Here is a 21,349-nt window from a genome sequence, read left to right as displayed (position 1 = left end):
ACGCCCGCTCACCCGCACATACGTCCCACCTGCGCCATCATCTCGTTCATCGCGTCCGCGGTCGCTGGGCTGGCCATGGCGAGCAGCGCCCCGGCCAGCAACACCGCGAGGACGACGAGTACCGGCACGAGAGCGCGGTGGGACGCGGTCGCTGGACCCGGCGTGGCGGCGGGTAGATCGCGGGTCAACGTGGCGAGATCGCCGAGGGTGCGCGCTCGATACGCCGCGGCGGCACGCTCGGAGAACTCGTCCAGCGTCAGCCGTCCCGTGCCGACGTGCTGCTGCAAGGTCGCCACGGTGCGCTCGCGGTCGATGTCGGAAGCCCGAATTCGTGGATCATCCATCGGCATCACCTGCGCGCCCGGCTTCGGCAGGGGGTGTTGGCTTGCTGCTCGAAACCCGGCCGCTGTCCAGCGAGTCCTGTGCTCGCAGCACGCGCAACTGCTCCCGCAGTTCGGCAACCTGGCGGTCCACCTCGGGATTCGGTCCTGACTCGCCAGGCATCCCGCAGTGTCCGCGCCCGCGCAGCATTGGGCGCACACAGGCGACGTAGGTCACGGTGATCGCGGCGAGGGCGACCAGGGCGGCGACCCAGGTGGGCATCACTGCACGCCCTTCGCGCGCTGCGCTTCTCGTTCGGCTTTGAGCTGATCGATTTCCTCGCGCAGCTGCGCGACCTGCTGTTCTCCGCCCGCGTCAGGGGCGGACTTGCGCTGGCCGCGCATCATCATCCACATCATCACGCCCATGCCGACCGGGCAGGCCAGGGCGGCAAGCCCCAGAAACAGCGACTCCATGGTTCCTCCACGCGGTTCAACTACGGCATCGGTCGAGCCGGTGTGCGTCGACCTACTCATCTACTATCTACGTACGGAAATAGTAGATAGTTCCCCGGTCTCGTGCACGGGCGACATCGGGCAGGTCTTCGAGGAAGAGGGCATGGCGACCAGCAGTACCGACGAGACGACACCTCCGCCGCCTCAGCGCCACTGGGTTCGACGGTGGTTACTCCCGCTGTTCCTGCTGGTCATCGGCACGACGGTGGCCTCGTGGCCGCGAACGGGCGACACCGACCGGCCAGCGGCCGAATCCTCGGCTCCAGTGGAGCGACCTGTGCCCGACCTGTCCGCTGCTCGCGTCCGCGCCCAGCTGCGGCCCTGTCCGGCACCAGTGGGCGGCGGCGAGGGGCCTGTTGCGTTGCGGGGAGTGCGGGTGGGCTGCCTCGGCGACGGCACGACGGTCGACCTCGGGGCTGCGCTCGCCGGACGTACCACGCTGATCAACGTGTGGGCCAGCTGGTGCCAGCCCTGCCGGGAAGAACTCCCCGTGCTGGACGCCTACGCCGACTCGCCCAGCGCCGTCCAGGTCCTCGGAGTGCAGGTGCAGAGCGAGCCGGCCGACGGACTCGACCTGCTGGCCTCCCTCGGCGTCCACTTCCCGTCGGTCAGCGACACCAGCACGGACACCGACGGCGCGGTCGCCAAGGCACTGCGCACACCCGCCTACCTTCCGGTGAGCTACGTCGTGACCAGTGACGGCACCGTGCGCCAGGTGCTGCCGCCCACGCCGTTTTCGTCGGTCGACCAGGTTGACCGCGCCGTGCGCGCGCTGATCTCGCCACCACCGTGACACCGTGCCCTGGTCACCGACAGAAGCCTCCGCGAGCGAGGGTGCGACCGGTGTCCGGCGGGTACCACTGCACTACGAGCTGTCCTAGGAGACTGGAAGGCGGTGAACAGCCGTGATGGACGGCATGATGGGCATGGGCTGGTGGATGCTGCTGTGGGGGCTGGTCGGTCTCGCGGTTCTCGTGCTGCTCGTGCTGGGCGTCGTGTGGCTCGTTCGCGCGCTCACCAGCCGACCCTCGTCACCACCGGGCGAGGATGCCGCGCGACGCTTGTTGCGGGAGCGCTATGCCGCCGGACAACTCGACCGGGACGAGTACCTCCGGAAACGTGAGGACCTGAGATAGCCAGAAGCCCGCGAATGTGACCGTCGCCCATGTGACTCGATCAGTCAACTGGCTCGACCTGGGCAGGTTGTAGGCGCGTGTTCACGCCGGTCACCGTACGTCCTTCGCCGTGTTGTCGTGTGGGTTGACCTTCCCCTTGGGGGCAGGTTCTACCGTCACCGGGCCGACGACGACATGGAGGAGGCCGCACCTGTGAGACGCAGCCCGGCTGTACCGTCGACGCCGCGCCGGTGGTGGTCCGGGGCGGGGTTCGCGCGGCTGTGGGCGGCGCAGACGCTGTCCCGCTGGGGTGACGTGTTCGCGATGGTCGCGCTGCCGCTGCTGGTGTTGCGGCTAACGGGGTCCGGGCTGGGGGTCAGCCTCGCCGTGGTGGCCGAGATCGTGCCGGTGCTGCTGTTCGCGCCGCTGGCCGGCGTCGTGGTCGACAGGATCGGCCCGCGGCCGGTGATGATCTCCGCAGATCTGCTCCGGGCGGCGCTGGCCGGGGTGCTGCCGCTGCTGAGCGGGCAGGTGAGTGCCGTGTATGCGATCGCGTTCGCTCTGGCGGCCGGGGGCGTGTTCTTCAATCCGGCCGCCGCCGTCATGTTGCCCCGCCTCGTGGCTGGTGAGCGGCTGGTCGTGGCCAACAGCGCCCTGTGGACCGCGGCGGTGCTGTCGCAGATCGTGCTCGCGCCGCTGGCCGGGGCCCTGGTCGCGTTCACCGGGTTCACCGCCGCGTTCGGGATCAACGCGGCCAGCTTCCTCGTCTCGGCCGCCCTGCTGGCCCCGCTCCCCGCTGCACCGGACACCAGCGGGACCGAACCGCAGCCGCCCGGCCCGACCAGCCGGTGGCGGGAGGCCGCAGCTGGGCTGCGCACCGTCACCGGTGACCGGCTGCTGCGCACACTCGCCGCCGGACAGGCGCTGGCCGCCCTGTCGGCCGGAGCGACCAGTGCCCTGCTCGTCGTCCTGGCACGCGAGCACCTCCACGCCGGTCCGCAGGGGTTCGGCATGCTGCTCGCGGCAATCGGCATCGGTGCGGCCACGGGGCCGCTGCTGCTCACCGTGCTCTCCCGGCGCACCGACACCCGCCACCCAGGGTTCGTGTTCGGCCCGTTCGCCCTGCGCGGCGTTGTGGATCTCATCCTGGCCAGCGTGGGCAACCTCGCCACCGCAGCCACAGCGCTGGCGGCCTACGGCGTCGGCACCTCGACCGGCGCGGTCACCTTCACCAGCCTGCTGCAAACCGTGGTGCCCGAGCCGGTGCGCGGCCGGGTCTTCGCCGTCTACGACATGCTCTGGCAGGCCGGGCGACTCGCCTCGCTCCTGGTCGGCGGGTTCGTCGCCGACCTCGCTGGAGTCCGCGTGGTGTACCTCATTGGCGGGGCGCTCCTGTTGGTCGCGGCTCTGCTCGGCCTATGCGCCCGCCGGCTCAACCAGCCGACTCAGCCTTGACAGTCACCTCGGGCGCCGCGTCGGGTTCGGTTTCCAGGATCCAGCAGACCGCGGCCTGGTCGTGGTCGGTCGGCTCGCCCTGCTCGGCGTGCGCGAGCAGAGACTCCAAGTGGGTCTCCAAGGTGACCAGTTCCGCGATCTGGGCGCGCACCTGGCCCAGCCGCTCACCGAGAACCTGCTGGACGTGCCCGCAGGGTGCGTCACCGCGGTCATAGATCGCGAGGACCTGGCGGACCTCCCGCAGCGACAGCCCGGCCGCCTGCGCGCGGCGGATGAACTGCAACCGGTCGATGAACTCCGGCCCGTAGTCCCGGTAGCCGCTCGGGGTACGCGTCGGCTCAGGAAGCACACCGGCCTGCTCGTAGAAGCGGATCGTCTTCGTGGTGGTGCCGCTGGCCGCAGCCAGCTCGCCAATCTTCATCACACCTCCCTTGACCTTCCATCGTACTGGAAGGTTCACCCTGGGGTCAGAGCCCGCGATCGACGCGGGCGACCAGACCACGGGAGCGAGACGTTGAGCGAAGTCACCTACACCGTCACGGGCATGACCTGCGGTCGGTGCGCTGACGCGGTTACCCAAGAGGTCGCCGCCCTGCCTGGCGTGCAGCAGGTGCAGGTGGACCTCGCCTCCGGCGGCGTCACCGTCACCAGCGACGCCCCGCTGCCCAGCGAGGATGTGTGGGCGGCCGTGACCGACGCCGGCTACGACTTGGTCACCCGGTGAGGCCCGTGCGCGCGAGCCGAGGAGCAACGGCATGAACGCCGCAGCCAAGCTGTCCGCCTACGGCCTGGCGCTCGCCGTCGTGTTCGCGGGCACCTGGGCGGTCGGAAGTGCGGTAGGACCGCTCGGCGACGGCACAGCCGGCGCTCCCGAACACCGCCCAGCGCAGTCTGGCAACCACGAACAACCCGGTCGCCGGGACACCAGCACCGAGCCGGGCGCACCCACCTCGCCACCGGCCAGTCCAGTGGCGACGCACCAGGCGCAGCCGGACACCGAGCAGAGCCAGCCGATCGCCGCTCAGCCTGTCCCTGCGTCCACGCCGCCAGCACCTTCGGCAGTCGCCCCGGTCATACCGGTCGCGGCCATCCCGGCGACCCAGAACGTACAGCCGACCGCGCCGACCGTCGCCGTTGCGGAGACGAACGCAACCCGGTCTCACTGCGGAGACGGCCACGGCCGACAAGACGGCAAGGCGCGCGGCCACCACCGCACCGATCGTGACCACCAGTCCCGAGGAGGACACCGATGAGTTCAGACGTGCGCGACGCCGCCCGAGCGGAGAACGCCCAGCAGGTGGAGCTGTTGATCGGTGGCATGACCTGTGCCTCGTGCGCAACGCGGATCGAACGCAAGCTGAACAAACTCGACGGCGTGACCGCCACGGTCAACTTCGCCACCGAGAAGGCCAAGGTCAGCTTCCCAGCAGGACTGTCCACACAGGACCTGGTCACGGTGGTCGCGGACACCGGCTACACCGCCACCCTGCCCCAGATCGCTCCCCCACCCGAGGGGGAGGAGGCGACAGCGGGCGAGCAGGAGTACGACGAGCACACCCGCTCCTTGCGCCAGCGGATGCTGGTCTCGGTCGCGCTGGCGGTCCCAGTGATCCTGCTGGCGATGGTGCCGCCGCTGCAGTTCACCAACTGGCAGTGGCTCTCGCTGACCTTGGCCGCCCCGGTGGTGGTGTGGGGCGCGTGGCCGTTCCACCGCGCCGCCTGGGCCAACGCCCGGCACGGCACCGCCACCATGGACACCCTGATCTCCCTCGGCGTCGCCGCAGCGTTCCTGTGGTCGCTGTACGCCCTGTTCCTCGGCACCGCAGGCGTGCCGGGCATGCGGCACGGGTTCAGCTTGACCGTCGAACGCTCGGCCGCCAGCGGCAACATCTACCTGGAGGTGGCCACCGGCCTGACCGCGGCGATCCTGGCCGGCCGGTTCTTCGAGGCCCGCTCGAAGCGCCGCGCCGGCGCCGCGCTGCGCGCGCTGCTGGAACTGGGCGCCAAGGACGTCGTCGTGCTGCGCGACGGCCGCGAGGAGCGCATCCCCACCGACCAGCTCGCGGTCGGTGACCGGTTCGTGGTGCGCCCCGGCGAGAAGATCGCCACCGACGGCGTGATCGAGGACGGCTCCTCCGCTGTCGACACCAGCATGCTCACCGGCGAATCCGTCCCAGTCGAAGTCGCACCCGGCGACACCGTCGTCGGCGCGACCGTCAACGCCGGAGGCCGCCTAATCGTCCGCGCCACCCGCGTCGGCTCCGACACCCAGCTGGCGCAGATGGCCAAGCTGGTCGAGGACGCCCAGAACGGCAAGGCCGAGATCCAGCGGCTCGCCGACCGCGTCTCGGCGGTGTTCGTTCCGATCGTCATCGCCCTGGCCGTGGGCACCCTCGGCTTCTGGCTCGGCGCCGACCTCGGCTCGGCAGCGGCGTTCAGCGCCGCGGTCGCCGTGCTGATCATCGCCTGCCCGTGCGGGCTCGGCCTGGCCACCCCGACCGCGCTGCTCGTCGGCACCGGACGCGGCGCCCAGTTGGGCATCCTGATCAAAGGTCCGGAGGTGCTGGAGTCCACCCGCCGCATCGACACCGTGGTGTTGGACAAGACCGGGACCGTGACCACCGGCAAGATGAGCCTGGTTAACGTGCACACCGCTGACGGCGTCGATGAAACTATGGCGCTACGGCTGGCCGGTGCGCTGGAACATGCCTCCGAACACCCCATCGCGAAGGCGATCGCGGTGGGCGCGCAGGAGCGGGTGGGCGACCTGCCGCCGGTCGAGGAGTTCAGCAACCTCCAAGGGCTCGGCGTGCAAGGAGTCGTCGACGGGCACGCGGTGCTGGTCGGCCGGGCCTCGCTGCTGGAGCAATGGAGTATCACCCTGCCCGAGGACTTGCAGGTCGCGAAGAAACAAGCGGAAGCCCAGGGCCGCACGGCGGTCGTCGTGGCCTGGGACGGTGCTGCCCAGGCAGTGCTCGTGGTCGCCGACACGATCAAACCCACTTCGGCCGAGGCCATCCGCGGCCTACGCGCGCTCGGGCTGCGGCCCGTGCTGCTCACCGGCGACAACGACACCGCCGCCCGCGCCGTGGCCGCCGAGGTCGGCATCGACGAGGTCATCGCCGAAGTGCTGCCCAAGGACAAGGTCGATGTCATCACCCGCCTGCAAGGCGAAGGACGCGTGGTGGCGATGGTCGGGGACGGGATCAACGACGCCGCCGCACTGGCCCAGGCCGACCTCGGCCTCGCCATGGGCACCGGCACCGACGTCGCCATCGAGGCCAGCAACCTCACCCTGGTCCGCGGCGACCTGCGGGCCGCGGTCGACGCGATCCGGCTCGCCCGTCGCACCCTGCGCACCATCAAGGGCAACCTGTTCTGGGCCTTCGCCTACAACATCGCCGCACTCCCGCTGGCCGCGCTCGGGCTGCTCAACCCCCTCATCGCCGGAGCCGCGATGGCCTTCTCCAGCGTCTTCGTCGTGTCCAACAGCCTGCGGCTGCGCCGCTTTCGCAGCAGCTCACCGCACCAGACGTGACGTCCGTCATCCGATCCGGCGCATATGCGGCTGAAAGTCCGGGTAGCCGGAGCGAACCCTGATCAGCTGTTGAGTGAGATGCACAGGCGCGGGAGGTGAGCACACGGCGTGGAGGCAATCGGCGCGCGCTGGCGCTGGCTGGCCGGCGCACTCGGCGCCTGGGTGCCCCACGAGTTCTGGCAGGGGTTCTTCCTCACCGACGACCCCGTGCTCTCCGCGCTGTGGGGACCGATCGTCGGGCCGCTCGTGGCGATCCTCAGCTTCGTCTGCTCGATCGGCAACGTCCCGCTCGCCGCCGTGCTGTGGAACGGCGGCATCAGCTTCGGCGGCGTGCTCGCGTTCATCTACGCCGACCTGCTGGTGCTGCCAATCCTCAACATCTACCGCAAGTACTACGGCTGGCGCATGGCACTCGTCCTGCTCGCAACCTTCTATGCGGCGATGGTCGCCGCCGGCTACCTCGTCGAACTGCTCTTCGGTGTCACCGGTCTGATCCCCGGCCAACGCTCAGCGCAGGTGATGACCGAGGGCATCTCGTGGAACTACACCACCTGGCTCAACATCGCCTTCCTGATCCTGGCCGCCGCACTCGTGGTGCGATTCGTGCGCACCGGCGGCATCGCGATGCTGCGGATGATGAACGCTCCCGCCGAGGAAAGCGCCGACGATCGCTCCCACACAGGCCACCGGCACGACGATCATTAACGCGCGGCGTCGACATGCCGCTACTGCCCGTCGCGCAGGGTGAGCTGTCGACGGTGGAAGTCGAAGTGCTGGGTGGGAAAGCGGTAGACGTCCTCCAGCGTCATGAAGTCCTGGAAGAACGGATCCCACCGGGTCGGGTAGTGCATGCCACGGGCGAGGTCGGCATCGGTTTCGGCGTCCAGCCTACGGTGCAGCGCGGCGATCACCCGATCGAACATCAGGGCCATGCGTTCTCGTCCAAGGAAGGTTCCACCGAGCCACGACCCGACATAGTTGACCACGTCGAACGGTGCCGTCCCCGCGTTGAGCAGCCGGGCATAGGCCCGACTGACGCCGGCCGGAAGCCGGCCGAACACCCGCACCAGCGTCAGCAGCGCCCGCATGATCAGGTAGCCGAGGAGCATGTGGAACAGCAGTTGCTTGTTGTCCAGCGCGTGCCGTTCGACGGCCGCCGCAAGTCCGCCTCGCTGGCGCCGTCGAGTAGCCGGTGATAGACCGCACGAGCCCGTTCCATGTCGTCGTGAACGGCTCCCTTGTCCATGCCTGCAGTGTCTGCCATATGAGGAGGGCAGGCCAGCTCCAGCCGGCCGTCACGGCCTCGGATGTGGCTTTGTTCGCGCAAGGGCGTGCCCTGTGGCAGCTGCGCGCGGCTCATTGACGACATCCTGGAAGCCCGGCGAGCGCAACACGCAGACCACCATGAAACAAGGGCAAAACAGCAGAATGAGGTTGAACGGAAGCACGAGCAGCCCCGAGGACGTGATCACCGCGATCGAAGAACTGGGCTATCGCGTCTCACCGATGCAGTGACCACGCTCGGCGCCGTCGCCGGTCGAGCAGAAACTTCCGGTGAGGTCCCGGTCAGGTCAACGGGATCACCGTGCGGAACTTTCCTCCGGAGGTCTGCTGCGGTGGTTCGGCGGTGCGGGTCACGGTGATGTGGTCGAGTTTGTGGTCGGTGAGCAGCCGGGTGATCTCGGCGTGCACCGTTTGCCAGACGCGGTGCGGGTCGGCGCCCGGTGCGGGTTGCAGGCGGATGGCGAGGTCGGTCGGTGCGGTGTGCACGATCTGGAACAGTTCGACTCCGGGAATGCGTTCGAGGGCCAGGCTGATGGCCAAGGGCGCGATGGTGACCGGTTCGCCGCCGCGGGCGGGGAAGGTGAGTAGGTCGGCGGTGCGGCCCTGAACTCGGATCGCGGGCAGCGGGTCGCCGCACGGGCAGGGGTTGGGCCGAACCAGGACGGCGTCGCCGAGGTTGTAGCGCAGGATCGGTTGGGTGCGGTTGGCGAGGTTGGTCAGCAGCACGGTGTGCGAGCGCTGACCGGGCGGGACCGGCTGGTGGTCGGCGTCGACCGGTTCGAGGATGGCCCAGTCGGCATTGAGGTGCAGCCAGCCGTCGGCGCAGCTTTGGCTGAGGAAGGGGCATTCGTTGGCGGCGTAGCTGGTGCGCACGTTGGCGTGCAGGGCGGAGGCGATGCGCGCGTACTCCGGGATGGGCAGGCCTTCGGCGCTGAGCACCACCAGGACGGGGTCGATGCGCAGCCTCCCGGCCTCGGCTTCGCCGGCCAGCAGCGCGCCGATGCTCGCGTACGGGGCCAGCACGGCCGGGCTGAAGGCGTTGAGCTGATCGACCAGCTCGGGCAGCGGCTGGTGCACGCTGAACGCCTTGATGCGGCGGCGGCCGGCCAACCGGGCGGCTGCCACGGTGGTGGCGAAGTGCCCGCCAACCGGCGTCAGCAGCGCTATCCGTGCTCCGCCGCGTGCGATGCGGGCCACCTCGCGCGCACTCAGCCAGGTGGCGAGCGCCCGCATCATCATGGCGCCGGTCACCGCGCTGGCGCGGGCGTCTTGCAGGAAGATGCCGGGCGTGCCGGTCGTGCCGGAGGTGGTGGACAGCGTGTAGCGGCCGGCGAACGGCTGCCCGATGCGCTGCGGGTCGTCGGCGAAGGCCTGCGCGCGGGCGAGCGTGACGGCCGGGTCGGTGACCCAGTCGTCGAACTGCGGCATCAGCTCGGCCTTGCTGGTGACCGGCAGCAGGGTTGGGTCGGCGACACGCTCGGGCAGGGTGCGGTAGAGCTTGCGGTAGTAGGGCGAGTGGGTGCGGGCGAAGGCCACCATGTCGGCGAGTCGGTCACGCTGCCGCCGCGCGATCGCTTCCGTGCCCTGCTTGTGGGCGGTGCGGGCGTCGCGCAGCAGCCAGAGGCGGCCTTCGGTCATGACTTGACTCCGGATTCGCTCGAATCGTCCCCGGCGGTCGAGGTTTCGCTGGCCTCGTGCCAGGCTTCGCGGCCGGACTGCACCGCCAGTGCGGCTACAACGAGGGCGACCACGGGGTCGGCCCACCACCAGCCGAGTGCGGCGTTGAGCCCCAGGCCAGCCAGCACGGTGACCGACAGGGCGTTGGACATCCAGGTTTCGGTGGACTGTGCCACCAGCACCGGGTTGTTCAACGCTCGTCCGGTGCGGCGTTGGGCCAGCGCGATCGGGGTCATCACCACGAGTGCGACCACGTTGAGCACGATGCCGATCAGCGATTCGCCGGCCTTGTCCTGCGCGACCAGGTCCTTGATCGACTCGAACGCGACGTAGGCGGCCAGGACGAAGAACGTGACCGCGATCGCGCGCAGCGCCGGTTGCTGCCGGGCGTGCGCGCCGGCCCGTAGTTGCCAGATCACCACGCTGGCGGCGAAGACCTCGATGGCCGAGTCGATGCCGAACCCGACCAGGGCAATGGAGTTCGCGGCCAGGCCGGCGGTCACGGCGACGACGCCCTCGATGACGTCCCACACCACGATGAACCACGCGAGAGCCAACCCCCGCCGCACCAGCGTGCCCTGATCCTGCCGGGTCACCGGGCCACGTCCTGGGTGGTGCTGTCGGGGGTGCGCAGGCTGGCCAGGACCAGCGCGGCACCGCCGAGGGTGATGAAGACGTCGGCGAGGTTGAACGTGGGGAACCAGCCGGTGTGCAGGTAATCGGTCACCACCCCGTCGGTGGCGCGGTCGACGAGGTTGGCGACCGCGCCAGCCAGCACCGCGGCCAGTCCCAATCGCATGGGCAGGATCGCGGTGCGGACGGCACGCCAGGCGAACACCGCCAGCCCGGCGACGATCAGCCCGGTCACGCCGAGCACGACCCAACTGGGCAGCGTGTCGCCGAGGCTGAACGCCACCCCGGAGTTGAACGCCAGCCGCAGCTGAATCACCTGCAGGTCCACTGAGGTCCCGTCGGCCAACGCCCGGCTGGCCCAGGTTTTCAGGCTGAGGTCGAGCGCGGCCAGCAGAACGGCGGTGGCGGCCAAGGTCACCCGGACTCGGGTCACCCTGGCCGACCGGGTGGGTTTGCTGGTGGTCACGAAGAGGCCCCCACCGTGGTGGGCGTCAACGCCGGTTGGCTGCTGCTGCTTGTGGTGTGCAGGGGCTTGGTGCGGCCGGCGCGAACCCCATTGGCGATGACGACGACCTCGGCCAGCTCGTGCACCAGCACTACGGCGGCCAGGCCGAGTACCCCGAACAGCGCCAGCGCACAGGGTGAGGCGGCGACCAGAACGACCAGGGCGCGCTCGATCCAGGTGACCGGGTCACCCAGCAGGCTGCCGATCACCGCGATCAGCGCGGCGGCGATCATCACGCCCGGCACCAGCGGCTTGGCGATGCGGTCGGCCAGACGCTGGGAGGCGCCCTTGCGGGCTTGTTCGGCTTCCACGATCCGCACGATCCGCGCCAGCGAGTTGTCCTCGGCGGTGGTGGTGACCTCGACGTCGAGCACGCCGGTGCCGTTGATCGACCCGGCGAACACCTCGCTACCGGGGCCGGCCTCGACCGGTACGGACTCGCCGGTGATCGCGGAGACGTCCAGCGCGGTGCGGCCGTCGCGGATGATGCCGTCGGTGGCGATCCGCTCGCCGGGCTTGACCAGCATCCGGTCGCCGACCCGCAACTCGGCCGGCGGCACCACGATCTCGGTCCCGTCGCGCAGCACGGTGGCCTGCTCGGGGACCAGCGACAGCAAGGCGCGCAGCCCGCGGCGGGTGCGCGCGAGGGAGTATTCCTCCAGGCCCTCGCTGATGGAGAACAGGAAGGCCAGCATCGCGGCCTCACCGACCTCGCCGAGGATGACCGCGCCGACCGCGGCGATGGTCATCAGCGTGCCGACCCCGATCTTGCCCTTGACCAGGCGCTTCAAGGTGGAGGGGACGAAGGTGTAGGCGCCGACCAACAACGCCACCACGTTCAGCACCAGCTCGACCGGCCGTGAGGCGTCGGCCCAGCCAGCGAGCAGGGCGGCGAGCAGGAACACCCCGGAGATCGCCGCGAACTGGAGTTCCCTGACTTGCCACAGCCGTTCCGGCTCGCGCTCCTCGGCCTCCTCGCCGATGGCGGGTTCGTCGTGGCCGCAGCCGCACGCGTCACTCATCGAGCACTCTCCTTCGTTTCCTCGGCCGCGTCGGCCGGGGTGTCGGTGCCGTAGTTCGGGCACAGCGCCACCGCGTTGCCGGTCGCGGCCAGCAGCCTCTCCGCCGACGCCAGCAGGTCCATCAATTCCGGGCGCGCGAGGCTGTAGAACACCTGCCGGCCCTGAGGGCGGCCCACCACCAGCGCACAGTCACGCAGGCAGGCCACGTGCGCCGAGACCGTGGACTGCGCCATCCCCAACTCGGCCACCAGATCCACCACCCGCGCCTCCCCGCAGGCCAGGCGCTGCACGATCGCCAGCCGGGTGGCATCCGAGAGGCTGTGGAACAACGCCACCGCCGGATCCAAGCCCGTGCTCGACGCGAGACATCCATCCGTGCTATTCATCGTCACACGGCGATGATAGCACTATGATTCGTTGGAATCGAGGTGGAGCGATGTTGATGAACAAGGTCGAGACCGCGCTGGTGAACTCCCCGCCGCGGCGCTGGCTGCAAAGCGTCTACGAGACCCAGGTGCTGCTGCGGTTCGGCGGCCGAGTGCTCCCACGGGCGCGGGCGCTGGAGATCGGGTGCGGCTCCGGGTACGGCTCACAGCTGGTACTGGAGCGCTTCGGCGCCACCCACGTGGACGCCGTGGACCTGGACCCCGCGATGATCCGCCGCGCCGCCCGGCGCCTCGCCCGCTACGGAGACCGGGTTCGGCTCGCGCAAGGCAGCGTGACCGACCTGCGCGCGGCGCTGGACGCCGACGACGACAGCTATGACGCGGTGTTCGACTTCGGCATCGTGCACCACATCCCGGACTGGCGTGCGGCCATCGCCGAGGTCGCTAGGGTCCTGACACCGGGCGGGCGGTTCTACTTCGAGGAGGTCACCGCCCACGCCCTGGCCCGTCCCATCTACCAGCGGCTGTTCGACCACCCCGCCGAAGACCGGTTCACCGGCGCGCAGTTCCTCGACGAACTGGCCCACCACGGGCTCGCGGTCCTCGGCTCGATCACCCGGATTCAGGGCGACTACCTGCTCGGCGTCGCCGCCAAGCCGTACCCCGCAAGGAGTGATGGGTGATGGCTGTCGCCGCCCTGGTTCTCTTCGCCGCATTGATGCTGCTCGCCGGCGCAGTCCGCTCGTTGATCCAGCGACGGCGCACCGGAGACGCCGGCAACCGGCGGACTTGGGCACCACGCGGCTCGCTGGAGTGGTGGGGACTCGCCGTGGCCGACCTCGGTTACCTGATGGCGGCGCTCGGCGCGCCGCTCGCCGCCCTGGCCGGCATGCCGCCGCTCGCCGTTGTTGACCACCCGGTTGTGCGCGGTGTGGGCGTCGTGCTCGCGATACTCGGCATCCTCGCGACCTTCGCCGCCCAGTTGGCGATGGGAGCCTCCTGGCGGATCGGGGTCGACCAGACCGAACACACAGCGCTGGTGACCGCCGGCCCGTTCCGGCTGGTGCGCAACCCGATCTTCACCGCCATGACCGCCGCGTTCCTGGGTTTGGCGGCGATGGTGCCCAACCTCGTGGCGCTCGCTGGCCTGGCGCTCCTGCTCATCGGAATCGAGACGCAGGTGCGCCTCGTCGAGGAGCCCTACCTGCGCCACATCCACGGTGCCGCCTACGCCGACTACGCCTCGCGCGTCGGCCGCTTCCTGCCCGGCCTCGGCCGCCTGCGGTCCCACCACCCGCATGGGAGTTGACGATGTGGCAGGGCACAGTGGCTCTCCGGCCCGGCCGGTTGATCTACGTCGGCCGGGTGGGCAGCGCGCATCGGCACCGACACGCGGCAGTGCAACTCGTGCTCGCCACCGACGAGCCGGTGCAACTGCGCGACCAGTCCGGCGCCGAATGGCGGGGCCGCGCGGCGGTGATTCCCTCCGGCGCGGAACACGAGATGGCCGGTGGCTCGGCAGGACTGCTGGCATGGATCGACGCCGACGCGCTGCTCGGCCAGGCATTGACCGCGCGGATACGGCGCACCGGGCTGCCCGTCGACTCCGTCGCCGCCTGGACGGCAGCGGCACAGCCACTGCTCGACAACGACATCCCGGCTGGCGTTCCGGCCGAAGGCACCCCAAGCGGGATGGCCGACCAGGCCCTCACCAAGCTGACTGGCGCGGACCCGCTCGACAAGCTGCCGTTACACCCGGCACTGCGGCAGGCGGTCGCCGCGCTGCCGACCATGCTCGACCACCCTGTCCACCTTGGACAGGTCGCTATGGCGGTCGGAATCTCAGCGAGCCGGCTCGGTCACCTGTTCACCGCCGAACTCGGCCTACCGTTCCGTCCCTACGTGCGATGGGCACGCCTGCAACGCGCGATCGACCACGCCCAGCACGGCGGGACACTCACCGACGCGGCGCACGCCGCCGGGTTCGCCGACAGCGCCCACCTCACTCGTGTCTGCCACGAGATGTTCGGCCTCGCCCCCTCACACCTCGCCCGCGCCGTGCACTGGCACAACCCGGCGTCATAAGAGTTAGCGAGTCTGTTCAAGCCGCAACGGGCAGCCGGGCAGCAGGCTCAAGAACATGCACACGCTCATCCGGTACGGCTACGTGCCGTTCATGCTCCTGGCCATCAACGGCACCGGTATCGCCATCGCCGCCTCGGGCGGCTCCAAGCTCTGGTTGCTCGCCCTGCTGCTGCTCGCCATCGCCACCTCCTTCGCCGCCGAACGCATCCTTCCCTACCGGGAAGACTGGAACACCCCGCACGACGACGACCGCCGCGACGCCGCCCACGCCGCCGTCAACGAAAGCCTGACCCTCATAAACCTCGCCATCGTGCCCGCACTCACGGCACTCATCCCGTTCGACGGTGTCTGGCCCACGGCATGGCCGTTCGTGCTCCAGGTGCTCCTCGCCGTGCTCGTGGCCGACCTCGGACTCACCCTCATGCACCTGGCCAGCCACAAGATCCCCACTCTGTGGCGGCTGCACGCAGTACACCACAGCGCCAAACGCGCCTACGGCTTCAACGGCCTGATGAAACACCCGCTACACCAGCTACTCGAAACCGCCGCCGGATTCGCCCCGCTGATCCTGCTCGGCCTGCCCACCACCGTGGCCTACGCGGTCGCCCTCTGCGCCGCGGTCCAACTCCTCCTCCAACACTCCAACGCCGACTACCGCGTCGGCCCGCTGCGCGCCGTGCTGGCCCTCAACCAGGCCCACCGCTTCCACCACCTCAAATGGGCCGGCATCGGCGACGTCAACTTCGGACTGTTCACCCTGATCTGGGACCACCTGCTCGGCACCTACTCCTACGACCCCGAACGCCGCTTCAGCAGCGACGACCTCGGCATGGCCGCGAAACCCCACTACCCCAACAGCTATCTCGCCCAGCTCGCTGAACCCTTCCGGCCCAGCGGCGCCTGCGTCGCCGAGGAACCACGGCCAGGGACGACAGCCGAGCGGACACTTGATTCCCCGCCGCGTTGATGGAGCGCAGGACGCCGCCGCTACTGGTGCGGCACGGGACCGTCTTGTCCAGCGACGTCGTGTCCGCCGGGCTGGGGACATCCCAGCCCCATCTCCTCGGATCGTGGACGGGCCCACCTCAGCTACCACCACGGAGGTACCGATCTTCGGTGACAACGATCCACACGGCAGCGAAGGATCCCGGGCGCGGTGTTTGTCGGCGGTGGTCAGGGCCGCGTGGGTCTGCCGTTGAGCGCCCTTTACCCTGGTGGGCGTGCCGAGTAGTGGGCGTCGCAGCGTAGTCGCGCGAGCAGGTCTCGCGCGACTGATTGCCGTCCTCGGAGTGCTGATCGGGCTCACCGTGTTGCAAGGCTCGCCCTGCACAGATCAGCTCCAAGCCTTCGGCCACGACGCGCTGTGTTCGACCACCGTCACGACCGCTACGAACTCCGACTGTGCGGCGCCGCCGGTAGCGGACCTGATCGGTGAACCCGATTCTGCCGCCCACCAAGTCGGCGTGGGCGTGCTGGCACCGATCACCGCACCGGACACGCCGACCGGGGTGATCGGGCTCTGCTTGGCGCTGCTGGTGGCCGTGCTGCTCGCCATGACCGGGTTGGGCCGGCCCGCTGTGCTGCAAGCAACGCCGGTGCGCGCCGGGCCCCGCCTCGCGACGGCGCAGCAGCGCTGCCACGCGCCCGGCCTGGCCATGCTCTGCGTGTCGCGCACGTAGCCGAAAGTTCGCCCTCACCCACGCGCATCCACCGCCCTGCGGTGGTTCCGTCGTGGGCCGTCGTCGACTTCCGCTTCGTTGCACTGCCTGCCGGAGGCAAGAGTTCGTGTTCCCCACAGTCACCACCGCATCCCGCGCCACCCACAGCACAGACATCGATCACAGCTCAGGCCTACCCGTGTGGGTCCGCAGACCGCTGGCCGCCTTCGTCGCAGTGCTGGTCGCCCTGCCGCTCACCGGGTGCGGCACAGATAGCGATGCCGCCGCACGGGGCAGTGGCTTCGAGTTCGTCGCGCCTGGCGGGCAGACTCGGATCTTCTACGACCCACCCGAGCAGCGCGGCACCGTCAGTGGGTTGTCCGGGGAGAGCCTGACCGAACCCGGCCGGCAGATCACGTTGGCCGACTACACCGGCAAGGTTGTGGTGCTCAACATCTGGGGATCGTGGTGCGGCCCCTGCCGCGCCGAGACTGACGACCTGGAAGCGGTCTACACCGAGACCAAGGACACTGGGGTGCAGTTCCTGGGCATCGACGTACGCGACGAACGCAGCGCGGCAGAGGACTTCGTGCGCAACTTCCAGGTCACCTATCCGTCGCTGTTCGATCCGGCCGGACGCTCCCTGCTGGCGTTGAAAGGGTTTCCCCGCAGCGTGGTGCCCTCCACGATCATCCTGGACCGCCAGCAACGGGTAGCTGCGGTGTTTCTGACGGCTCTGCTGCGCGAGGATCTGCTCCCCGTCGTGCAGCGCATCGCTGCTGAACCCCACCAGCAGCCCACCGGCACCACCCCATCGACCAGTCCCGGGTCGGGCAGGGCCACGTCGTGAACCCGACCGACATCGCGACCTCCGGGCCCCTGCTGCTTGCCGCGGTAGTGTCGTTGGCCGCAGGAACGATTTCCTTCGCGTCGCCCTGCGTGATCCCCCTGGTTCCCGGCTACCTGGCCTATCTCGCCGGCCTCGTCGGGGCCGAGGCCCCCGCCGTTGATGCCGAGGACAGCCGTACACACGGCGCGGACCGCTGGCGGGTCGCGGGCGCCGCCCTGCTGTTCGTGGCCGGGTTCGCCGTGGTGTTCGGTGCCGCCGTGCTCACCGTCCTGGGTGTCTCTGACGCGCTGCTGGCCAATGAACAGTTGCTGCAGCGCATCGGCGGCGTGGTCACCATCTTCATGGGCTTGGCCTTCCTCGGCCTCATTCCCTCGCTGCAACGCGAGGCACGACTGCATCACCGACCCCGACGCGGAATCTGGGGTGCCCCGCTGCTCGGCGCGGTGTTCGGCCTGGGCTGGACACCTTGCCTCGGCCCGACCCTGGCCGGGGTGATCGCCCTGGCCAGCGGCACCCAGGCTGGCCCTCCGGTGTGGCGGGGCCTTGCCCTGGTCACCGCCTACTGCCTCGGCCTCGGACTGCCGTTCGTGCTGCTCGCCGTGTCCGCCCGCTGGGCGGTCACCACCGCCGGCTGGCTCAAACGCCACACCCGCGCCGTCCAGATCGCCGGCGGAATCCTGCTGCTCGTTGTCGGCGCCCTGCTGGTGACCGGCTTGTGGGGCCAGGCCATCGCCTGGCTGCGCGGCCCCATCGCCGGATTCAGTACCCCGCTGTGACCCCGGCCTGGCCAGACCCGCTGCTAACGATCAACGCAAAGGATGACGAGGACATGACCCCGAACACGAAGGTGACGCTGACCGTGCTGGGCGTCGTCGCCGCCGTGGTGGCCGCGATCGTGCTGCTGAACCGACCCGACACTCCCACGACCGCGGCCCAGACCGGCTCCGATGGGGCGCCGCCCACCGCACTGGCCTCGGTGCTGGTGCGCCCGGACAGCCACCGCCTGTCCACCGCCGCCGACAACAAGGTGACCGTCGTCGAGTTCCTCGATCTGGAGTGCGAAGCGTGCCGGGCGGCGTTTCCCGGCGTGGAGAAGCTGCGCACCGAGTACGCCGGCAAAGTCACCTTCGTGATGCGCTACTTCCCGATCCCCAGCCACCGCAACGCCGAACTGGCCGCCCGCGCCGTCGAAGCCGCCGGAAAACAAGGCAAGCTCGAACCGATGTATCAGATGATGTACGAAACCCAGCCGCAGTGGGGCGACCAGCAGGTCTCTCACCGCGACACCTTCCTCGGCTTCGCCCGCCAGCTCGGCCTGGACATGCCCGCCGTCGAAACCGCACTCGACGCCCAAGCCACCATTGATCGAGTTCTGGCCGACCGCAACGACGGCACCGCCCTCGGCGTACAAGGCACCCCGACGTTCTTCATCAACGGCGTGCAGTTCACCGGCCGCCCCACCTACGACGCCCTCAAGTACGCCATCGACCGGGAACTGGCGAAATGAGCGTCACCACCAACGCCGACTCGATCACTCGGAGGGAGCAGGCGCCGTTCGCATCCCGGTTGCTGCCGTGGTTGCTGGCCGTCAGTGGCGGGGTTGGCCTGTCCGCGGCGCTGATTTTGATCGTCGAGAAGTTCGCCTTGCTCCGCGACCCCGACTACGTGCCCAGTTGCAGCATCAATCCAGTGCTCAGCTGCGGCTCGGTGATGAACACGTCGCAAGCCGAGGCGTTCGGCTTTCCCAACCCACTGCTCGGGATTGCCGGGTTCGCCGTCGTCATCACCGTCGGCGTCGGACTGCTGGCCGGTGCGCGGTTCACCCGCTGGTTCTGGCTCGGCCTGCAAGCGGGCACTCTCTTCGGGATCGTGTTCGTGCATTGGTTGATCTACCAGAGCCTGTATGAGATCGGTGCGCTGTGCCCGTACTGCATGGTCGTCTGGGCCGTCACCATCCCGATCTTCTGGTACACCACCCTGCACAACATGCACCACGGACACCTACCGGTCCCCGCATCGTGGCGCTCCGCCATCCGGATCCTCGCCCGGTATCACACCGTGGGCCTGACCGTCTGGTACCTCGCCATCACGCTCGCCGTACTCCAAGCGTTCTGGACATACTGGATCACTGTGATCTGACGACAACCTCTCTCGGGCCAGCGGCGGAACCGAAGAATCCGTGGCTACGACGACAAGTCGTGTGGTGCCCGCCGGTTACCAGCCACCACACCAACAATCACTGCGCGGTCCGTCGTAGCGCCGGTCGGGCGATGGCGCGCCAGCCACACCGATTCGTCGACTCGCGGCGCGCCGTCGGGATGTGGTGTGAGGTCGAGTACGAGCAACTGACCGAACGGCACATTGGTGTTGCCGTACTCCGCAGCCTGGCGAACGTACTTGGCCTCCAGGTTGGCAGGAGCGGAATTGGTGAGTTCGCGTTTGATCTCGGTGAGGTACCGGAGGGTTCCGAACGTCACGATGACGTCAGCCCGGCCCGTCGCGATGTCGGTAGCCTCGACCGAGACCAAGCCGCCGAGCTGTCCGGTTGCGAGCCACTGGTAGTAGTCCTGTTGTAGGTCCGCCTCGACGGGCCGTCGTTCGCCTTTCTTGAGCGGTCTGCGGTAGTCCTTGTCCTTCTCCTTGTGCAGTCCCCACGTCTTGGTTGTGAGGTCGGCGCGGCTGTGCAGGAACCGCAACGTCTGTTCGAGCAGCAGTCCGAAGGTGTCTCGCACTTGGCCGACGAAGTGCGGTGACTCGGCAAGTTGTCGAAGTAGATTGTCAAGGAGGTGATCGAGCACCGGGTGTGCGGTACGTGACCGTGCAAGCTCGTTGCTGTGCACGACTCCTTCCAGCACTTGGAGATTGTCATCGCTGATGTCGGCAGCGAGGTCAGCGGCCTGCCGCTCGCCAAGAGCATGAACAAGCGCGGGTGCTAGGCGGTGCAGCCGAGCGGTGTCGGCCTGGTGAGGCTCCTCGTCATCGTCCCCATCGGTTGCTGGGCGCAATGAATGAGTGTGGGCTTCTCGTTGTCGTGTGGCGACTGCCTCGATCCGGGTCAGGAGAAGCTCCACAGTATGCGCGTCAAGCGGCGGAGAGTCCAACTTGGACACTTCGGCAACAGAGCGGCGGAGCGCCGCAAGCAGACTCTGCTGACGCAGGATCGCGTTCTCGATGGCTGGCTCGACTATTGCGGCCAGTCCTGGCGTTTCTCCCACGCCAGGGAGCGGTCGCACAGTGCGTGCCTGCGCGTAGGCGTCGAGGACTGTGGCGAGCGCCTCCCACACGTCCATCCAGACCGTTTCGGACAGACGCTCGGCTGCTGCGTTGAACACGAGCACGAGTCGTTGCCACGCGAGTTCCGCCGCACGTCGAGGCCGAAGCCACGATGGTGCGTGCATCCCGCTCAACCATGCCTCGCGCTGGTCTAGCGCCGCGGTGAGCCGGTCAACGGCGTCGGCCAGCCGGTTCTGGTCGTGAGCGGCGAACGCGAGGATCGCATCGCAGGTCGCCGCGTACGCCCTGGCATCGTGACGCGCCTCCTCGGCTGCGTCCACTGTGGCGAAGCCGGATCGCGCGGTGGTGAGTGCCTCCATTGCCACTGGCAGCGTCTCGGCGGCGAGTGCGGATCTCAAGTGATAGCAGGCCAATTCGAAAGCCGCGTCCACGGCTGCCGCTTCGTCGTGGCGCAGTCGATCCAATGTGCTGCGCAGCGAGGTGGCGATCGTGGCCTCATTCGCCCAACGATCCATGGCCGCGCCGAGCAAGCGGGGAAGGCGCTCGGTGAACTCCTCAGGAGCATTGGACGGCGGTGTGGTCAGGTGACCCAGAACGCCGAACGGCGCGACGGCACCGGCCACCGCCAGACGCACGGCGCCTTCGAGACGGCCGGCTGCGAGCAACGGATTGGAGTGGATCAGTGGAGCGAGGTCGCGCAGCAACACGTTGTGCAGCTGCGCTCCCTGGGCGTCCACTGTGATCGGACTGGCGAGAAGCTCGTCCAGACTGCTCGCCAGCGCCAGCAGGCTCTGCTGGCCGGTGAGGCCCTCAATGAAGCTGGCAGTGGCGGTCTGCCATCCGCCGGTCTCGGCGCCGACTACTTGGGCCAGCGCGTGCGCCAGCACCGGAGCCAACGGGCCGGCGGCGATGTCGGCTGCCTCTTCGGCCACCGCCTCCGCTCCGAATTGGTCGATCGCGGCAGCGGCTCCGTCGGCCGCGGTGTCGCCAAGGTGTTCAGCGAGCCGGGTCATGACCACAACCGCCAGGCTGCGCGCTCATTCCTACCGATCACGTCGAGCACCGCGGGGT

At 69.1% G+C, this 21,349-nt stretch carries 26 protein-coding genes; 15 read left to right on the top strand and 11 right to left on the bottom strand.

All coding sequences use genetic code 11. The features are described 5' to 3' along the window. Window positions 1-8: 8 nt before the first annotated feature. From ABZ215_RS15665 to ABZ215_RS15655, 3 genes are read right to left on the bottom strand one after another with little or no spacing between them, the layout of a single operon-like run. Entirely contained in the window at window positions 9-344 is a 336-nt protein-coding gene (locus ABZ215_RS15665; protein WP_354950065.1) for a DUF1707 domain-containing protein, read from the bottom strand. After that, window positions 337-603 carry a hypothetical protein gene (locus ABZ215_RS15660; protein WP_354950064.1) on the bottom strand — a complete coding sequence of 89 codons (267 nt, stop codon included), beginning with the start codon at window positions 601-603 and terminating at the stop codon, window positions 337-339. The genes ABZ215_RS15665 and ABZ215_RS15660 overlap by 8 nt, the downstream gene beginning before the upstream one ends. Next, window positions 603-797, bottom strand: coding sequence for a hypothetical protein (locus ABZ215_RS15655; RefSeq protein WP_354950063.1), 195 nt, complete (start codon window positions 795-797; stop codon window positions 603-605). The genes ABZ215_RS15660 and ABZ215_RS15655 overlap by 1 nt, the downstream gene beginning before the upstream one ends. A gap of 415 nt (window positions 798-1,212) precedes the next feature. Between ABZ215_RS15655 and ABZ215_RS15650 the strand changes: the two genes are divergently transcribed. The 3 genes from ABZ215_RS15650 to ABZ215_RS15640 all read left to right on the top strand — a co-directional run bounded on the left by ABZ215_RS15650 (window position 1,213) and on the right by ABZ215_RS15640 (window position 3,406). Then, on the top strand, window positions 1,213-1,629 hold the full coding sequence (locus tag ABZ215_RS15650) for a TlpA disulfide reductase family protein (protein WP_354950062.1): 417 nt from the start codon (window positions 1,213-1,215) through the stop codon (window positions 1,627-1,629). Between the two features lie 112 nt (window positions 1,630-1,741). Beyond that, the gene (locus ABZ215_RS15645) at window positions 1,742-1,972 is read left to right on the top strand and encodes an SHOCT domain-containing protein (RefSeq protein ID WP_354950061.1); all 231 of its coding nucleotides are present in this window, start codon (window positions 1,742-1,744) and stop codon (window positions 1,970-1,972) included. A gap of 192 nt (window positions 1,973-2,164) precedes the next feature. Then, window positions 2,165-3,406 carry an MFS transporter gene (locus ABZ215_RS15640; RefSeq protein WP_354950060.1) on the top strand — a complete coding sequence of 414 codons (1,242 nt, stop codon included), beginning with the start codon at window positions 2,165-2,167 and terminating at the stop codon, window positions 3,404-3,406. On the opposite strand, the gene ABZ215_RS15635 is transcribed toward ABZ215_RS15640, so the two are convergent. Beyond that, window positions 3,384-3,827, bottom strand: a complete 444-nt coding sequence (locus tag ABZ215_RS15635) for a heavy metal-responsive transcriptional regulator (protein WP_354950059.1) — start codon at window positions 3,825-3,827, stop codon at window positions 3,384-3,386. The two genes, ABZ215_RS15640 and ABZ215_RS15635, sit on opposite strands and share 23 nt — an antisense overlap. Before the next feature lie 93 nt (window positions 3,828-3,920). Between ABZ215_RS15635 and ABZ215_RS15630 the strand changes: the two genes are divergently transcribed. The 3 genes from ABZ215_RS15630 (at window position 3,921) to ABZ215_RS15620 (ending at window position 7,649) form a co-directional block, all read left to right on the top strand. Further along, window positions 3,921-4,130 carry a heavy-metal-associated domain-containing protein gene (locus tag ABZ215_RS15630; RefSeq protein WP_354950058.1) on the top strand — a complete coding sequence of 70 codons (210 nt, stop codon included), beginning with the start codon at window positions 3,921-3,923 and terminating at the stop codon, window positions 4,128-4,130. A gap of 525 nt (window positions 4,131-4,655) precedes the next feature. Next, window positions 4,656-6,944: a heavy metal translocating P-type ATPase gene (locus tag ABZ215_RS15625; protein WP_354950057.1), complete on the top strand. Its 2,289-nt coding sequence runs from the start codon at window positions 4,656-4,658 to the stop codon at window positions 6,942-6,944. Between the two features lie 108 nt (window positions 6,945-7,052). Then, on the top strand, window positions 7,053-7,649 hold the full coding sequence (locus tag ABZ215_RS15620) for a permease (protein ID WP_354950056.1): 597 nt from the start codon (window positions 7,053-7,055) through the stop codon (window positions 7,647-7,649). A gap of 20 nt (window positions 7,650-7,669) precedes the next feature. Here ABZ215_RS15620 and ABZ215_RS15615 read toward each other — a convergent pair whose 3' ends face one another. The 6 genes from ABZ215_RS15615 to ABZ215_RS15590 form a co-directional block, all read right to left on the bottom strand. Beyond that, the gene (locus ABZ215_RS15615) at window positions 7,670-8,053 is read right to left on the bottom strand and encodes a DinB family protein (RefSeq protein WP_354950055.1); all 384 of its coding nucleotides are present in this window, start codon (window positions 8,051-8,053) and stop codon (window positions 7,670-7,672) included. A 457-nt stretch (window positions 8,054-8,510) separates the two neighbouring features. After that, entirely contained in the window at window positions 8,511-9,866 is a 1,356-nt protein-coding gene (locus ABZ215_RS15610; RefSeq protein ID WP_354950054.1) for a phenylacetate--CoA ligase family protein, read from the bottom strand. After that, entirely contained in the window at window positions 9,863-10,501 is a 639-nt protein-coding gene (locus ABZ215_RS15605) for a cation transporter (protein ID WP_354950053.1), read from the bottom strand. Before ABZ215_RS15605 ends, ABZ215_RS15610 begins: the two co-directional genes overlap by 4 nt. Continuing rightward, window positions 10,498-11,004, bottom strand: coding sequence for a signal peptidase II (gene lspA / locus ABZ215_RS15600; protein ID WP_354950052.1), 507 nt, complete (start codon window positions 11,002-11,004; stop codon window positions 10,498-10,500). Before lspA ends, ABZ215_RS15605 begins: the two co-directional genes overlap by 4 nt. Beyond that, entirely contained in the window at window positions 11,001-12,065 is a 1,065-nt protein-coding gene (locus ABZ215_RS15595) for an HAD-IC family P-type ATPase (RefSeq protein ID WP_354950051.1), read from the bottom strand. Before ABZ215_RS15595 ends, lspA begins: the two co-directional genes overlap by 4 nt. Then, window positions 12,062-12,457 carry a metalloregulator ArsR/SmtB family transcription factor gene (locus ABZ215_RS15590; protein ID WP_354950050.1) on the bottom strand — a complete coding sequence of 132 codons (396 nt, stop codon included), beginning with the start codon at window positions 12,455-12,457 and terminating at the stop codon, window positions 12,062-12,064. Before ABZ215_RS15590 ends, ABZ215_RS15595 begins: the two co-directional genes overlap by 4 nt. A 44-nt stretch (window positions 12,458-12,501) precedes the next feature. On the opposite strand from ABZ215_RS15590, the gene ABZ215_RS15585 reads away from it, so the two are divergent. From ABZ215_RS15585 to ABZ215_RS15545, 9 genes are all read left to right on the top strand, one after another. Then, window positions 12,502-13,134, top strand: a complete 633-nt coding sequence (locus ABZ215_RS15585) for a class I SAM-dependent methyltransferase (RefSeq protein WP_354950049.1) — start codon at window positions 12,502-12,504, stop codon at window positions 13,132-13,134. After that, the gene (locus ABZ215_RS15580; protein WP_354950048.1) at window positions 13,134-13,760 is read left to right on the top strand and encodes an isoprenylcysteine carboxylmethyltransferase family protein; all 627 of its coding nucleotides are present in this window, start codon (window positions 13,134-13,136) and stop codon (window positions 13,758-13,760) included. Before ABZ215_RS15585 ends, ABZ215_RS15580 begins: the two co-directional genes overlap by 1 nt. A gap of 2 nt (window positions 13,761-13,762) precedes the next feature. Then, window positions 13,763-14,536, top strand: coding sequence for a helix-turn-helix transcriptional regulator (locus ABZ215_RS15575; RefSeq protein WP_354950047.1), 774 nt, complete (start codon window positions 13,763-13,765; stop codon window positions 14,534-14,536). 91 nt (window positions 14,537-14,627) lie between these two features. Then, on the top strand, window positions 14,628-15,503 hold the full coding sequence (locus ABZ215_RS15570; RefSeq protein WP_354950046.1) for a sterol desaturase family protein: 876 nt from the start codon (window positions 14,628-14,630) through the stop codon (window positions 15,501-15,503). Window positions 15,504-15,825: 322 nt separating this feature from the next. Then, window positions 15,826-16,215, top strand: a complete 390-nt coding sequence (locus ABZ215_RS15565; protein WP_354950045.1) for a hypothetical protein — start codon at window positions 15,826-15,828, stop codon at window positions 16,213-16,215. Window positions 16,216-16,429: 214 nt separating this feature from the next. After that, on the top strand, window positions 16,430-17,044 hold the full coding sequence (locus tag ABZ215_RS15560) for a TlpA disulfide reductase family protein (RefSeq protein WP_354950075.1): 615 nt from the start codon (window positions 16,430-16,432) through the stop codon (window positions 17,042-17,044). Beyond that, the gene (locus tag ABZ215_RS15555; RefSeq protein ID WP_354950044.1) at window positions 17,041-17,820 is read left to right on the top strand and encodes a cytochrome c biogenesis CcdA family protein; all 780 of its coding nucleotides are present in this window, start codon (window positions 17,041-17,043) and stop codon (window positions 17,818-17,820) included. Before ABZ215_RS15560 ends, ABZ215_RS15555 begins: the two co-directional genes overlap by 4 nt. A 53-nt stretch (window positions 17,821-17,873) precedes the next feature. After that, the gene (locus ABZ215_RS15550) at window positions 17,874-18,551 is read left to right on the top strand and encodes a thioredoxin domain-containing protein (RefSeq protein ID WP_354950074.1); all 678 of its coding nucleotides are present in this window, start codon (window positions 17,874-17,876) and stop codon (window positions 18,549-18,551) included. Continuing rightward, window positions 18,548-19,183 (top strand): vitamin K epoxide reductase family protein, encoded by a 636-nt coding sequence (locus ABZ215_RS15545; protein ID WP_354950043.1) that lies wholly within the window; start codon window positions 18,548-18,550, stop codon window positions 19,181-19,183. Before ABZ215_RS15550 ends, ABZ215_RS15545 begins: the two co-directional genes overlap by 4 nt. 44 nt (window positions 19,184-19,227) lie before the next feature. On the opposite strand, the gene ABZ215_RS15540 is transcribed toward ABZ215_RS15545, so the two are convergent. After that, on the bottom strand, window positions 19,228-21,291 hold the full coding sequence (locus ABZ215_RS15540; protein ID WP_354950042.1) for a hypothetical protein: 2,064 nt from the start codon (window positions 21,289-21,291) through the stop codon (window positions 19,228-19,230). Between the last annotated feature and the right edge of the window lie 58 nt (window positions 21,292-21,349).

Source organism: Amycolatopsis sp. NPDC006131 (genome assembly GCF_040614175.1).
Taxonomy (GTDB): Bacteria; Actinomycetota; Actinomycetes; order Mycobacteriales; family Pseudonocardiaceae; genus Amycolatopsis_E; species Amycolatopsis_E tucumanensis.
The sequence above is the reverse complement of the archived record's forward strand: the minus strand, read 5'-3'. Positions and strand labels throughout refer to the sequence as shown.

Coding starts and splice junctions, on each gene's coding strand:
- ABZ215_RS15665 (WP_354950065.1), bottom strand. CDS start 344: ATGGATGATCCACGAATTCGGGCTTCCGACATCGACCGCGAGCGCACC.
- ABZ215_RS15625 (WP_354950057.1), top strand. CDS start 4,656: ATGAGTTCAGACGTGCGCGACGCCGCCCGAGCGGAGAACGCCCAGCAG.
- ABZ215_RS15660 (WP_354950064.1), bottom strand. CDS start 603: ATGCCCACCTGGGTCGCCGCCCTGGTCGCCCTCGCCGCGATCACCGTG.
- ABZ215_RS15610 (WP_354950054.1), bottom strand. CDS start 9,866: ATGACCGAAGGCCGCCTCTGGCTGCTGCGCGACGCCCGCACCGCCCAC.
- ABZ215_RS15635 (WP_354950059.1), bottom strand. CDS start 3,827: ATGAAGATTGGCGAGCTGGCTGCGGCCAGCGGCACCACCACGAAGACG.
- ABZ215_RS15580 (WP_354950048.1), top strand. CDS start 13,134: ATGGCTGTCGCCGCCCTGGTTCTCTTCGCCGCATTGATGCTGCTCGCC.
- ABZ215_RS15540 (WP_354950042.1), bottom strand. CDS start 21,291: ATGACCCGGCTCGCTGAACACCTTGGCGACACCGCGGCCGACGGAGCC.
- ABZ215_RS15550 (WP_354950074.1), top strand. CDS start 17,874: ATGACCCCGAACACGAAGGTGACGCTGACCGTGCTGGGCGTCGTCGCC.
- ABZ215_RS15655 (WP_354950063.1), bottom strand. CDS start 797: ATGGAGTCGCTGTTTCTGGGGCTTGCCGCCCTGGCCTGCCCGGTCGGC.
- ABZ215_RS15615 (WP_354950055.1), bottom strand. CDS start 8,053: ATGCTCCTCGGCTACCTGATCATGCGGGCGCTGCTGACGCTGGTGCGG.
- ABZ215_RS15575 (WP_354950047.1), top strand. CDS start 13,763: ATGTGGCAGGGCACAGTGGCTCTCCGGCCCGGCCGGTTGATCTACGTC.
- ABZ215_RS15585 (WP_354950049.1), top strand. CDS start 12,502: ATGTTGATGAACAAGGTCGAGACCGCGCTGGTGAACTCCCCGCCGCGG.
- ABZ215_RS15545 (WP_354950043.1), top strand. CDS start 18,548: ATGAGCGTCACCACCAACGCCGACTCGATCACTCGGAGGGAGCAGGCG.
- ABZ215_RS15570 (WP_354950046.1), top strand. CDS start 14,628: ATGCTCCTGGCCATCAACGGCACCGGTATCGCCATCGCCGCCTCGGGC.
- ABZ215_RS15595 (WP_354950051.1), bottom strand. CDS start 12,065: ATGAGTGACGCGTGCGGCTGCGGCCACGACGAACCCGCCATCGGCGAG.